Here is a 14,306-nt window from a genome sequence, read left to right as displayed (position 1 = left end):
GATAAAAGAGACCGGGCTACTGATAACCCGGCCCCGGGCTTTGTCAGATCAGGTTGATCTCAACATCCACATTCCCTTGTATCGCTTTGGAATAAGGACAGGTCTGATGTGCCGTATCTACAAGCGTTCTGGCCACCGCCGGATCCAAACCTGGCAGACTGACATTCAAACGGGCCTGCAGGTAATAGGCGCCTTCATTAAAACACAGGTCCACTTCAGCGTCAATAGACCGGTCGCTGGGCAGACCTATCTGCAGTTGCTTTGCCGCTAATCCAATCGCTCCTTCAAAACAGGCAGACCAACCTGCAGCAAATAATTGCTCCGGATTCGTACCTGTACCCGTTGAACCAGGAGTAGATAATTTAATATCTAAACGACCGTCAGAACTTGTAGAGGCTCCCTCGCGACCACCACTGGTATGCGTTTTTGCGGTATACAATACTTTTCCTGCTATTGTCTTATTGTTTTCCATGATGATAGTTTTTTAAGTGCTTCCGACAATCGCCGGAAGTAGTAATGATAAATAAGTGGGTAAATGATTTAACGGAGTGTTTTAAAAGCAGCTCTCAATTCTTCTGCAAAGAGCTGTGGCTGTTCCCAGGCGGCAAAGTGTCCTCCTTTATCTACTTCATGGAAGTAAATAAGGTTATGATAACTACGTTCTGCCCAGGTACGGGGCGCCTGGTATATCTCACCGGGAAAAACAGTGATGGCTGCAGGCAGTGAGATATCCACCGCATTAAAGTTATTGGCATTGTTCTCCCAGTAAAGACGCGCCCCTGATGTAGCAGTTTTAGTGAGCCAGTAAAGGGTAATGTCATCCAGCATCTCATCCTGCGTTAATGCCTTTTCTGGCACTCCGCCACTATAGGTCCATTCCGCAAACTTGTCATAGAAAAACGCAGCCAACCCTGCAGGAGAGTCCTCCAGCCCATACCCCAATGTCTGAGGACGCGTCACCATCATAGCACCATAAGCCGTGTTCTTTTTGTAGAAATGATCCATTTTATGGAATGCTGCCTGCTCCTTGGGAGAAAGCCCGGCAGGTGCAGGATCGCCGTTATTAAGCGCTTTAGCCACGTCAGCAGGTATAGTAGCAGGCATATTAACGTGTATACCCAATAGTCCGGCAGGCTTTTGAATAGCCATCACATCCGCGACAACAGAACCCCAGTCTCCTCCCTGCGCAACATATTTTTTATAGCCTAACCGCTGCATCAACTCTGCCCATGCATGGCCTATATGGTCAGGATTCCATCCTGTCGCCTGCGGCTTATCAGAAAACCCATAACCTGGCATAGAAGGGATCACCACATCAAAGGCATCCTCCGCCTTACCGCCATACGCCGTCGGATCAGTAAGCGGCCCGATAACCTTTAATAACTCAAAGATAGAACCAGGCCAACCGTGAGTGATGATAATAGGAAGCGCATTCTTATGACGGGAACGTACATGAATGAAGTGAATATCCAACCCGTCTATAGTCGTTTTGAACTGAGGTAACGCATTCAGTTTCGCTTCCGCTTTACGCCAGTCATATCCACGTCCCCAATAACTGACAAGATTTTGTAGCTTGGATAACTGCACTCCTTGTGATTGATCCCCGACCGTCTCCCGGTCAGGCCAACGGGTAGACTGAATACGGTGTTTCAGATCTGCAAGCTCCGTGTTGGATACATGTACCTGAAACGGACGGATAGATGCATCAGATTGCTGTATCGTATACGGACCTTGCTGTGCATAACTGGCGGAGACCTGAATGGCTAACGTCGCCGTGATAAAAAAACTGGTGAGTATTGCTTTAGTGTTTTGCATTGTTAAAGGTTTAGTGATTGTCGTACTTGTTGAATACGGTGTAAAAGTAGACCGCATCAACAGCCTGTTCAATGACTAAACCGGGAGAGTGGACGAAGTAAACCCCGAAACGGACATTTCAAGGGGGGAGAAGGATAGGGTTACACTAAATAAGAGGGGTAAATTAGATTAATACCCCTGCCGGTATAGTCTCCGACAGGGGATGGGTTGCTACAGCCCGATTCTTCCTTCTTCTTCATTACGGACAGCCTGCTTAGCCTTATAAGTGGACTTACCAAAGTTATAACTAAGCGTTACCGCCAACCGACGGTTGCCAAACCAATGATTCAGCGTATTATCAATGATCTGCCTCTCTCGGAAAATATACCGCACCTTGTAGGTGTCAAAAATGTCGTAGTAGTTGATCTTCGTATTCAACTGACCCTTTAACCAGCTGCGTTGTAATCCTACATCTACGTTGCCGATCGGCATAGCCCTGTACAGACTATTGCCGCTTTGCGAACGATAACTATAGGTCAGATCAGCAGTAATATTATAAGGAAGCGTAAATATCTGGCTCCCGTTAATCGTAAGATCCGTAATAGGAATAGCATAGTTGGTCCCGTGATATGGATTAAGCTCCTTCTTATACAACCCCCTGATAGTATGTTGCAGTCGCCACCACCGACTAACAGTCAGGGGCAGGGTAAACTCAATAATCCCGAAATCATTGTAGGGTAAATTGGTTCCCAGATACTCCAATACATGTGTAACAGGGTCATACTCCGGATAACGGGCCATCGGATCATGCTCCCTGCCGGCAGAAACAGTAATGGAAAAAACAGGCTGGGTATAAGAAATACTCAACATCTCAGTGACGGAGGGCTGTAGGTACGGATTGCCAACCCAATAATTCAACGGACTGTTGTAAAAACGGAATGGGTTAAGCTGCGCAAAGGTCGGCCGGGTGATCCGGCGACTGTAAGATAATTGTAACTGACTCGACGGATGCAGCTCATAGTTAATATTGATAGCGGGCAACCAGGTTATATACGACCTGTTCGTACGTTGCTGAGTAGTGAGCGCATCCGCAATACTACGTGTATACTCAGCCCTTACACTGCCCGCGTATTCCCATCGCCGGTATTTCCCTTCATAAGATAAATAACCGGCACTGATATATTCATTATAGTGAAAGTTATTAGTACGCCCACTATCTAATGTAAAGAACAGGTCTTTATTCAACGTATCGTAACGCAACGCATTCCGGGTGTTACTGAATACAAATTTAGCTCCGGCCCCCAATTTTCCCGAACCCAACGGACGACTCATATCAGTCTGCAAAGTCCTGATCCGGACATCATTACGCAGATCCGTTTTCCAATAACTCAACGGTAGCCCTTTCATAACATCCTCGTTCTGAATATCCTCTTGTTGCTGATTGTTGACCTGCAGATACGTCCCTAGCACTTCCAGCTGATAGTTGCCCAAGAGCCCGCTGTAAAAAATATTACCTGCATAGTTGTCTTGTTGCGGATGGGAGAGCGTAGTAGCCGCCGAATAATAAAGCAACTCCTTGTCCGCAGCATTAGTAGTACGCAAAGTATTGAAAGCTCGTATATGCCTGTTTTGTTGATACCCGCGCAGACTGATCTCCAACCGCTGATCCTTATTGATGCGGTAATCTGCGCCTAGTTGATAGGTATAGTTCCGATGAGCCGTGATGGTGGGGGTATTGGTGCGCATAATATGGGTATTGGACAACCGCTGCAAGGCATGATAACGATACACCTTATCGCCCATAGCATATCCCAATCTGGCCGTATAGGTAATGGCGGCCGTCTTATAAGTCAGCAATAAGTTACTCTCAGTATAATGATGGGTATTTTGCTGGCTGTTTATATGCAGATTACCCTGCCAGCCCAGCGTCATGTCCCGCTTTAACTGGATGTCGATAATGCCTTTGTATTCCCCGTCATATCGGGAAGATGGATTATTGATCACCGCTATCGATGCAATCATATCCGGTGTCAGACTGGACAAATATGCCTGCTGCTCCTCCGGACTCATCGGCAAGGGCTTCCCGTCAATAAACACTGCAGGAGCAACACGTCCATTTATCTGGATCGTACCGTCTCCGGATACCTCCAAACCGGGTACCTTCCGCAGAATATCAAAAGTATTGGACGCAGCAGCGAATAATTTATTCCCCGCCACTTGCACTACCAACCGGTCTGCCATCCTCGTTAAAGTAGGGCGCTCTCCTTGTATGGTCACCCCATTCAGCAAACTGGCATCGGTTAGCAGGAAAAGAGGCCCTACATCCTGTACTCCCCGGGCACCAATCACTGCCTCTTGGTATAATGTCTTATAACCCAATGACATAACGCGAAGTAGATAATTGCCGGCAGGTATAGCAGATAGTTGGAAGGTACCCGTACTATCAGAGACCTGTCCCTTTAATAGACTGGAATCTCCCAGATGCAATAATCCGACACTGACATAACCAATTCCCTGTCGCGTTTGCTGGTCAATAACCCTCCCGCTAAGGCTGGTTTGACCATAAGAGAAAGAAAGACCTGTTGTCATAAGTAAGGCAAAAAGCAGCAAGGACCTCATCGGTATTTTTCGTTTTCAGCAAACCTAAAAACATACCGCATTGACAAGGTCCGGCTTCCCGAAAACCGGCGTACGGATTTATAAAACCGTACTCAGTAAAAATGTAAATAGTTGATTATTAGATGATTTTGGCTAAACCCTCCTTGTACAGAGAAGGGGTGGTATCCATCACTTTTTTGAAAGCAGTATAGAATGTAGACTTCGAATTATACCCTACCTCATACCCGATAGCTTCTATGGTCAGATGATCACTGCTCGTAATCAACCGGCAAGCTTCCCGGATACGATACTCATTAATGTAGGTAGAAAAACTTTTCCCAATATTATCATTCAATAGTTGAGATAACTGATGGGCAGAAATATTAATGTGTTGCGCCAGCTCATGCAACTTCAGGTTGGGGTCTTTATACAACGCCTTTTCCCCGATCACCTTCTCCAAACGGTCTATCCACAAAAGGGCATCATCCGTGGCGATCTTTTTCTTTTCCACTTTGCCTGCATTATTGTTATCAAGCCCCTTACCAAAAAACAACATCACGATATTTAAATACAGCAGGAAGGTAAGCGACACCGGCCCCATAATGTATATATCACGCATGAGAAAAATGATCGCCGCCAAATAAAAGGCAAAAATGATCGTATTCCCCGAATAGACCATTAACGCATATCGCGCTGCTCCCGTAAGCAGAGAACGGTCCGTAAAAAAGAGCTTAAGCGAAGGCCATACCGCATAACCACTAGCCACTACATAGGCAAACCATTGTACATAAATAACATATGCCATGACCTTCCATACCTTCAGATAGATCGAATAAGGCCAGATAACACCTATCAAAAAAATAAGACCTGCCTGAAGACCTAAACTCCATTTCCAAGATCTCGGCATCCGCTCCACCTTACCTAGCACAGACCTCACAAAATAATATAGCGAAGGCCCTATAAAAAAACAGGCCGTCAGCCCTATCTGTACCAGGATCTTATCAAGCTGCGGATTAAAATATATAAAAACAGATTTGATCACCCGCAGGCTAAGCGTCAGTAATAAGATACCTAGAAAAATAGTGGAAAGAGATCTTTTCTTTTTATTAAAGAAAAGATAAAGACTGAGGATAATGGCATTCACAGCTCCCAGCGCACTCAAAAGAAACAATATTTGCTGTCCAATATTCATATGTTATCCCATGATAAAGGGGTATATATTAGCAAGGGAAAAGAAAGATAAGCGAAATTTAAATACCATACAAAAAGGCCCCTATATAGATATACAAGGGCCATTTTCAGGTTTTTAGCTTGGCGAATGGTAAGCGTTAACTTTCCATCCTCCTTTTAACGTCATCGATACCTGTTTTCTTGTTCTTAGCAGCCTTTACATTTTTATTACCAAATCGGTAACTAAAGGCGATCTTGATAAATCTGGTCTCCGGCATACTGCGATTGTTAAAGTAAACCCCATAAGAGTTAACCGTATACCGGCGCTTATTCGTATGGAACAGATCTGTCACATGCAAACTCACCGTCGCTTTCTTTTGCAATACATTGGCAGAAACGCCTAATCCCATAGAAAATTGTGATTGGAAACGATAAGCACCAAAGATGATCGGACTATAGTAAAACAAATTCATTTCCGCCTGCCAGCGTGATGCAAGCTGGTATTGATTATTACTGCTTACAAATCCACCGAACGAAGCGCTGCCCAGTCCCGTGTTATCAGGTGCATTGTACTTTGCATATAGGCCGCCAATGGTGTTGCTGCTCATTAATTTATTCGACAGCAGGTATTTCGTATAGGTAAGATCGGTACTCAACTGGTTGGCACTGGCCACATTATCATATGTGCTGATAATCGTATTGTCGTCGTTACCCTTTCTGTATACTTCTGCCAGCACAGCAGTAAAATAACTATAACTAACAGCGGCCATCCACTCATTGCCATACGCCCATCCAGCCTCCAAATTATGAGAATAAGAGGGCTTGATCGCAGGATTGCCCTGATAATAAACATATTGGCTTTGGTACACCAGGAAAGGATTGACAATGTCAAATCCAAATCGCTCGATCTTTTTACGGTAAGACAAAGAAAATTGCTGCTTGTCATCTTTATTATAACCAATGCTAATGTTGGGAAATAAGTCCGTATAACGTTGTGAATCACGTTGCGCCAGCGTCAGTGAATGACCCAGGGCCGCAGTATGCTCCAACCGGATGCCTGCCTGAAGATCGATCTTTTTGATAGAAGTAGCAGCAGATGCATAAGCCGCATAAATATCCTCTTGATAAATAAAATGATTGGTTTTACCCTTATCTGGTTGCCACATCCCCTTATCTTGTATATCCCATTGTGCATTATTGTCAGTACGGGTGAATACCCCCTTGATACCCGTCTCATAACGGATCTTACCTGCTTTGAAAGTATAATCCCCAGAAAACGACTGTATACGGTTACTAGCGGGAGATTGATTTCTTAGATAATAATCAGGAGCCGTTGCCTGACCACTGGCATCACGATAGGTAGTTACAAAATCATCATTCCAACGTTTCTCATAACTGAAATAGTCCGCATTTAACGTTAACGCCGCACCTCTTCGACCGGTCAGCAACTTATAGTATAAGTTAACGGTAGGTGTCACATAAGCGGCCGAATTATCCGCGTTGACAAGAGAAATAGCATCCGGACCCCCTGCATGATAATGGGCCAGCGAATGGTTGCGGATGTCTTTATTACGCTCACTGACTACGCCTCTCACTAGTATGCCCGCACTGCTGTGTGCATTAAAAGTATAATCAAGCCCGGCTTTCAATGTATGCGCAGACGTACGGTCTACAATGTTTTGCTCATCGGTAACAGTATAGCCCTTATTGAAAAAGCGTTCAGCACTATTACGGGTAGCCGTCTGGTTATACAGATAATCATAACTACCGTATACATTGAGCTGCGCATTGCGATGATTGATGCTGACACCTCCATTATGTCGCAGGTAATTACCCAGGCCCCCACCTGCGGTCAACGTACCGTTGGTACCATAGCTTTTATTCTTGGCGAGTATGATATCGATCACGACACCGCCATTTGCTTCATATTTGGCAGAGGGCTGAGGGATCACATGTATCTGATCTACCGTATTAGCTGGCATAGAAGATAAGTATTGTTTTAACTCCTCTCCGCTGAGTCGTGTAGGCTTACCGTTGATATATACGGCCACCTGTTTGCCCCTGAACTGTAGCCCTTGCTGATCCGTCAGTGCAGGAGTGAGCAGGAGAGCTTCATAGACATTGCCGCCTGCGGTAGCAGTACGTTGAGATACATGCAGAATGATCCGGTCCGCCCGTTGAATGATGAAAGGTGCTGCTGCCGTAACAGTCACACCTTGCAGATTTTTGGCAGAGGCAGCTGTGGACGTATCCTTTGCCATAGTCGTATGGGATTGAGCAATAACAGGCATATAGGCAAGAAAAGAAAAGGCCAGGGAGTAGGTCAGTGTACGATGATGTCTCATGTCGATTGCTATGTTTTGATTGATACAGCAAAGGAACAACGATCGTCAGGAGACGGAAACCTGCTTTCTGCCAAATACCATATACAGGCTACGTAATCAACTGCCCTTGATTTTGTCGAAAGAAAATCCCATTTTGTCGAACAGCCAATAAGCGCACCGCATGTACGGTATTAGTTTTGTGTATGAGCAATCCAAGAAAACAACAATCCGGCAGCCAGATCATCTCCGTCTATGAAATACTGGTCTGGATAATATATGTCTGCCTGTATAAGTACAGCGAACTGGCAGGGGATTCCTGGCTCCCTCGCCTTCGTACCAATTTCCCTTTTCCCATACTCATCCCTTTCGCCATTGCCACCACCGCCTATGTCATCCCTTTTTACCGGCTCATAGGCCCCTGGCTCCTGAAAAAAAGACAGTATACTGCCCTCTTCTTTACCACCATAGCCTGGTTTGTATTCATACCCAAATGGGTCAACTGGTTCATGGCAGCCCTCTTCCGGTTCCTGAACCACAACCCGGTAATGACCGTGTTCTGGGAAAAACAGTTTGCCTGGTTCGACCATGCCCTGATGACCAGAGGTATGCAGGTCACCATTATCCTGACAGATATGCTGGCATTCTTCTCGGTCATGTTCATGCGGTATGCATTCTCCGCCGAAAAACAACGGCACGTCCTCGAAAAAGATAACCTGGTACTGCAACTGGAGACGCTAAAAGCACAACTGCACCCGCACTTCCTCTTCAACACCCTGAATAGTATATATGGCATGAGTATAACAGGTGCTAAAGAAACACCTGCCTTTATCTTGCGCCTATCCGATATGATGCGGTACATACTGTACGATTGCCAGCAAAACCAGGTGCCTGTCGAAAAAGATCTCGACTTCCTCGACAACTATCTCGAAATGGAGAAAAAACGCTACCCGATGGCTAATATCCATTTTCAAATAGATCGTAACAGCCTGCAAGACCTGTCAATAGCACCGCTCTTATTTATACCTTTCGTGGAAAACAGTTTTAAACATGGCGCACATCGCATCTCTGATAATGGCTTTGTAAAAGGAGCAATCACAGTAACACAAAACAGGGTTCATTTTATGATCTCCAACAGCAAAGTGCTGATCACACCCATGCAATCATCATACTATGGAGGCGTCGGATTAGAGAATGCAAAAAAGCGGCTGGCACTATACTATCCGGAACGTCATACCTTGGACATCACCACCGACAACCATACCTATACCGTACACCTTCATATACAATGTTAAGATCATGATCAAATGTTTGATAGTCGATGATGAGGTCATCGCTCACCAGATACTCGAACAATATATCCTGCAGACGGACGACCTTACACTGGCTGGCAATTGTCGCAATGCCATGGAAGCATTCGCCAAACTGGAACAACAAACGGTCGACCTCATCTTCCTGGATATCGAAATGCCATTGGTCAATGGTGTCACATTCCTCAAAACGTTACATCCAACAGCCAAAGTGGTATTTACTACCGCATACGCTGAGTACGCACTACAAGGATATGAACTGAATGTAGCAGATTACCTGCTCAAACCGTTCTCATACGAACGTTTTCTCCAGGCCATACAAAAAGTGAAAGCCCTGCTCGCCACCCCAACGGATCAACCGGCTTCCCCCTATCAGGGCCACCTGCTGGTAAAAGAAAAAGAAGGGCTGTTAAAGATCCCCTATACAGATATAATATATATCGAAGGCTCCCGGGACTATATGAAGATCGTCACAGACAACCGGACCTACCTGGTACATCTTACCATGAAAAAGCTGGAAGAAATGTTACCCCCGGATCGATTCGTACGTACACACAAATCATATATCGTATCCATCGCCAGGATTAAAGTGATAAAGCCCGGTGAAGTGACACTCACCGGGCTACAGGCAGTCCCCGTTAGTAGCAACTATAAAGACATAGTATTAAACAGCTTCAGCAAATAAACTACCTGGGCACGATAGCGATGTTATCCTGCTGGTTGCCGTCCGGGATATACGCATAAGGGTCAATAGCCACCATCGCTGGGGCCCGGTCCAATACAAGTGTCAGCATAGTGGACGCCTGATGAAAATAAGTACGTTCCAGGTAAATAGGAACAGCTGGCCGTATCCATACTTCACTTTCCTGGTCGAAAATAGCAAGAGGAATGATATCGTTAATGGCCAGCGGCTGCTCCGGCTGAGCATCCAATTGCCTGTTCTTTTGAATATCTACCCGCACCTGCAAATGATATTTGCTGCCAACCCGTTCGCAGGATAATACCTTTACTGCCAGATCGTATACGATCACTTGCCGTAGCTGCTCGTCGATCAATCGTCGCTGTGTAGTGTCAGCATACTGGTACAAGGCCTGTACCAGGTCCTCTGGTATCGCTCTCTTGAAAGGATAAACATGCGCATATACCAGCTGCCGCAGGGCCGCATTTACCTGCTTTTCACCGATGCTTTCCTTGATAGCATAAAATGCCATCGCGCCCTTCTGATAGCAAACGAAAGATTCATCTATCGTATTGACCAACGCAGGTTCATGAGCATAGCTGCCGCGTGTCATCATATACAGGGAATTATCTGCCTGCATATATTGCCGCAATCGCAGGGGGCCGACTTTCCGCTCCATCACCACCGCTTCCGTATACTTGGCCAGGGATTCCGTCAGCATCTTGTAACCGGGTCCCCCGGCAGGTACAAGGGTATGTGCCCACCACTGATGCGATACCTCGTGCAGCACAGTCGCATAAGCATAATCCAACTTGTTGGAGTCCCTGAAATCACTGAGGAAATTGTTCTGCTCCGCACTGAAGATCATCCCCGGATAGGCTGTCGCCGTACCCCTGTATTGTGGTATCTCCGCGATAGAAAGTGTCGTAAACGGATAGGGCATAAACTGCTCACTGCAATAGTCCAAGGCATCCTTCATACCCTGCATCATGCTCTCCAGGTTATGTGCATATCCTTCCTGGTAAAATATACTAAGCGATACCCCTTTGTATTGCTCCCTTTTTATAGCATATCGCGCAGAACTCAAAGCAAAGGCAAAGTTGATAGGAGCTTCCGTCTGGTAATGAAAATATCGCCTGCCGGCCTGCTGCCAGGAACGTTTTAATACCCCCGGCATACACACATACTGATCCCCCGCAGTAGAAACAGTAGCATCTATATCCACCAGATGATAGGTAGTGTCGTAGTCGTCCGTTACCTGCTCAGCCAGCCCGGCTGCCTTACGCACGATCGCATCTTCACATTGCAGACGCCCGTTGTAGCCGATAAAAGGTAAATACTTCGCAAGCTCTACATATGAACCGTTTGCCACAAGGGAATGCTCATTGTTAAAGGCAACGAATCCATTACGCACCACGTCCATCTGGAATTGTAAGGATAGCTCCTGCCCTGGCAACAATGGCGTCTTTAATAAATACCAATATTGCTCATAGAGCTTGTCGGCTTGTTGTAGGGTGGCGCCGGGCAACCACAGCTGCGCCTTCGTAACCGATGGCTCAATACCTACCCATATACGACGGATAGCGCTGTCAGTGTTGTTTTTCAACTGGTAGCTACCTTTGACGGTATACCGCCGCTCCGATGGATAAAGGTCTATCTTCGCTTTTAAGGCTGTGATATCCGGCTGTGATATCCGGGCTAATGGTGCATAAGCACGCTCATAACCGACTTGCCAGGCCTCCTGATCGGAAGGGGATTGGTATTTGCCAATGAGGTTTGTCTGATAGTAAACATAAGCACCAGCTGTCACCCAGGTCAGCAATCCTGCCAGTAACAGCATGTTACCTACCCTGCCTCGCTGCCGCCAGGCCGATTGGAAAGACGCGAGCGGTCCCCGCCTGCCACCGCCATTCCACAGGGCAATGCTGCCCAAAGCAAGTAAAAGCGCCAGCCCTCCCCAATAAAGCATATACCAGTTGAAGGCCGTAGCATAATGCCCGAAACCATTCATATAAGAATGCTCCAGTTTGGGCACACTGGCATAACGCAGCAGGTAATGGGTAATACCGATCCGCTTGCTGAATACGATCAACCCCGCTGCCATCACATTCAATAGCAAACCGGAATATTTGCTGCCGGCAAGTGTCTGTATAAACAACGCCAGTATGGCAAACAAGAACAATGGTAAGCCGCTGTAATAATACAGGCTACCATACAATGGTAATTCCAGCTGCCGGTAATTGTTACTTAGCTGTAACCCGATACCCGTACCAATATTAACAGTGATGAGGAGGAATACCAGTAAGGCAAGTGCACCACATTTGGCGCCCCACATGATCATATCCGGCACCGGTGTACTATAGAGCAACCCCTGGATATTGGCAGATCGCTCCCGCCCGCTTATCTCCGCTACATAGAAAATGATCAGCAGTAAGGCAAACTTTATATCCAGTAGCTGCGCCACGATAATACCGGTGAAAGGGTAGAAGCGCATACCATAGAACCCCATAGTCGCACTGTCTTTTAACGTTATCCACAGCAATACCGCCCATAATAATAGCATGACCCCAAAAGGAATATGTTTCAACAGTGCGCTCACCTCCAGTTTGAATTGCGAAAGAATGGCTCGCCGGTAATAACCATTGCCGTAAGGATGAACGTCAACAGGATGGTACGGCAACAATGACGTAGGCGTAGCTTGCCTGACAGGCAGACGTTTAGCCTGCATCTGCTGTTGCCGGAAAGGAAAGGTTTTATAAGTAAGCAGTAACAGGCTGCAGGATATCCCCGTCCATAACAACCGGTTAAATAGAAAGCCACCGCTTAGCGCAAATACTTGCTGGTTCTTTTGCAGGGTATTCCATAAACGGGTAACACCGAAAAACGTACTTAAACCGAAGGGGTCTACCAGCAGGGCTGACAAGGAGGGAAGCCCTGTCTTGGCAGCAGATCCGGCTATCAAAGGCGACTGACCCCATACCGATCCCGCCAGGTATAGTACGTAGATCAACACACCGCCTACATAGATCGCTTTGACATTACGGGTCAACAGGGAAATACTGAAAAGCAAACTATTTACAAATAACACATTAGGTAACCCAAACACGACTAAGGGATGTATATAGTAATACAGGTGAAATGGCCCGCTCTGATGCGCGGCAAAAACAACAGTACCTATCATAACACCCGTTACCATCAACAGTAACAATAAGAATACAGCAGTAAAGAAACCGGCAAAGCGGACAAAGAAATAATATGGCCGCGTGATCGCCGTCGTGAACAACAACGGTTCCGTCTTATAGCTGCTATCACGTATCAATACATTCCCGGCAAATATAATAGCGGGGAATAGGGTGTTCAGCGAAAGCAGGCTGGTCATCACCGCCGCCACATAAGGCGAGTTCTTGTAAATATCAGTCCCGCCAAAGTTCATCTGCACCGCCAGCATCCCCATCATAAAGAACAAAAAGGCCGCGATGAGAAAAGTCACCTGCCGGAAATGATAGGATAACTCAAATCGTAAAAGTGACCTCATCATAACCTCGCCTCCTTTCCGGAACGTTGCGTCCCAAATAATGCCGAAAAATAAACCTCCTCCAAACCTGGCGTAAAGGGCGTAAAACCTGCACCCGGACAATCAGCAGACAGCACATGCACCTGCAACTGACCGGCCTGCATACGGGTGGAGATCACATTGAGTGCTGCCTGGTAATCCGGCAGATCCGCTCTCAATATCGTCTTATGCCATACCAACCCTGTCAGCGCAGCAGTCAGCTCCGAGGGTCCACCTTGTAGTAACACCTTCCCCGAGGCCATCACCGCCATCCGCGGACAAAGATCCTTTACATCCTCTACAATGTGCGTCGACAACAAAACCACCACCTGCTCCCCGATCTCACAAAGCAGGTCGTGAAAGCGGTTCCGCTCCTGCGGATCAAGCCCCGCCGTCGGCTCGTCAGCAATCACCAGCTGAGGATTACCGAGTAATGCCTGCGCAATACCAAATCGCTGCCGCATACCGCCGGAAAAGGTACTGACTGCCTGCTTACGTACCTGGTAAAGATTCGTCTGGTGTAAAAGCGCCAATACCTGCTCCTTACGCTCCTGACGGTGAATAATACCTTTCAGCGTAGCAAAATGATCCAGCAGATCAAATGCAGAGATCTTCGGATATACACCAAAATCCTGTGGTAAATAACCCAGCTGCCGGCGTAAAAAAGAGGGTTGCAACGTAATGTCCTGCCCGTCAAACAATACCTGCCCGCTGTCAGGTGGCTGAAGCGTCGCCAACGTACGCATTAAAGTAGATTTACCAGCACCGTTAGGCCCCAGCAAACCAAACATACCATTAGGTATAGAGAGCGACACATTATCCAGCGCTTTCGTCCCGCGGACATAGCTTTTGCTAAGTTGATGGATGTGTAGTCTGTACAT

At 46.6% G+C, this 14,306-nt stretch carries 9 protein-coding genes; 2 read left to right on the top strand and 7 right to left on the bottom strand.

Annotation, left to right across the window (positions count from 1 at the left end):
• Positions 1-43: 43 nt before the first annotated feature.
• From KTO58_RS20375 to KTO58_RS20355, 5 genes are all read right to left on the bottom strand, one after another.
• A complete protein-coding gene (locus tag KTO58_RS20375; protein ID WP_095837614.1) occupies positions 44-472 on the bottom strand; it encodes an organic hydroperoxide resistance protein in 429 nt (142 codons plus the stop codon).
• Positions 473-540: 68 nt separating this feature from the next.
• A complete protein-coding gene (locus KTO58_RS20370; RefSeq protein WP_095837615.1) occupies positions 541-1,815 on the bottom strand; it encodes an epoxide hydrolase family protein in 1,275 nt (424 codons plus the stop codon).
• 210 nt (positions 1,816-2,025) lie between these two features.
• Entirely contained in the window at positions 2,026-4,383 is a 2,358-nt protein-coding gene (locus KTO58_RS20365; protein WP_198315175.1) for a TonB-dependent receptor, read from the bottom strand.
• Positions 4,384-4,531: 148 nt separating this feature from the next.
• Positions 4,532-5,584, bottom strand: a complete 1,053-nt coding sequence (locus KTO58_RS20360) for a helix-turn-helix domain-containing protein (RefSeq protein WP_095837617.1) — start codon at positions 5,582-5,584, stop codon at positions 4,532-4,534.
• A gap of 136 nt (positions 5,585-5,720) precedes the next feature.
• Positions 5,721-7,907, bottom strand: coding sequence for an outer membrane beta-barrel family protein (locus KTO58_RS20355; protein WP_095837618.1), 2,187 nt, complete (start codon positions 7,905-7,907; stop codon positions 5,721-5,723).
• Positions 7,908-8,089: 182 nt separating this feature from the next.
• Here KTO58_RS20355 and KTO58_RS20350 point away from each other — a divergent pair, with 182 nt between their 5' ends.
• Positions 8,090-9,178, top strand: a complete 1,089-nt coding sequence (locus KTO58_RS20350; protein WP_095837619.1) for a sensor histidine kinase — start codon at positions 8,090-8,092, stop codon at positions 9,176-9,178.
• A 4-nt stretch (positions 9,179-9,182) separates the two neighbouring features.
• Complete coding sequence (locus tag KTO58_RS20345; protein ID WP_198315176.1) at positions 9,183-9,878, top strand: LytR/AlgR family response regulator transcription factor; 696 nt, start codon at positions 9,183-9,185, stop codon at positions 9,876-9,878.
• A 1-nt stretch (position 9,879) separates the two neighbouring features.
• Here KTO58_RS20345 and KTO58_RS20340 read toward each other — a convergent pair whose 3' ends face one another.
• Entirely contained in the window at positions 9,880-13,410 is a 3,531-nt protein-coding gene (locus KTO58_RS20340) for a M1 family aminopeptidase (RefSeq protein WP_095837621.1), read from the bottom strand.
• Positions 13,407-14,306, bottom strand: a complete 900-nt coding sequence (locus KTO58_RS20335; protein ID WP_095837622.1) for an ABC transporter ATP-binding protein — start codon at positions 14,304-14,306, stop codon at positions 13,407-13,409. The genes KTO58_RS20340 and KTO58_RS20335 overlap by 4 nt, the downstream gene beginning before the upstream one ends.

This window comes from Chitinophaga pendula, from assembly GCF_020386615.1.
GTDB classification, from domain to species: domain Bacteria; phylum Bacteroidota; class Bacteroidia; order Chitinophagales; family Chitinophagaceae; genus Chitinophaga; species Chitinophaga pendula.
The sequence above is the reverse complement of the archived record's forward strand: the minus strand, read 5'-3'. Positions and strand labels throughout refer to the sequence as shown.

What these genes read in the sequence shown, in the direction of transcription:
- KTO58_RS20375 (WP_095837614.1), bottom strand. Translation starts at nt 472, where the DNA reads ATGGAAAACAATAAGACAATAGCAGGAAAAGTATTGTATACCGCAAAA.
- KTO58_RS20370 (WP_095837615.1), bottom strand. Translation starts at nt 1,815, where the DNA reads ATGCAAAACACTAAAGCAATACTCACCAGTTTTTTTATCACGGCGACG.
- KTO58_RS20365 (WP_198315175.1), bottom strand. Translation starts at nt 4,383, where the DNA reads ATGACAACAGGTCTTTCTTTCTCTTATGGTCAAACCAGCCTTAGCGGG.
- KTO58_RS20360 (WP_095837617.1), bottom strand. Translation starts at nt 5,584, where the DNA reads ATGAATATTGGACAGCAAATATTGTTTCTTTTGAGTGCGCTGGGAGCT.
- KTO58_RS20355 (WP_095837618.1), bottom strand. Translation starts at nt 7,907, where the DNA reads ATGAGACATCATCGTACACTGACCTACTCCCTGGCCTTTTCTTTTCTT.
- KTO58_RS20350 (WP_095837619.1), top strand. Translation starts at nt 8,090, where the DNA reads ATGAGCAATCCAAGAAAACAACAATCCGGCAGCCAGATCATCTCCGTC.
- KTO58_RS20345 (WP_198315176.1), top strand. Translation starts at nt 9,183, where the DNA reads ATGATCAAATGTTTGATAGTCGATGATGAGGTCATCGCTCACCAGATA.
- KTO58_RS20340 (WP_095837621.1), bottom strand. Translation starts at nt 13,410, where the DNA reads ATGATGAGGTCACTTTTACGATTTGAGTTATCCTATCATTTCCGGCAG.
- KTO58_RS20335 (WP_095837622.1), bottom strand. Translation starts at nt 14,306, where the DNA reads ATGTACAGACTACACATCCATCAACTTAGCAAAAGCTATGTCCGCGGG.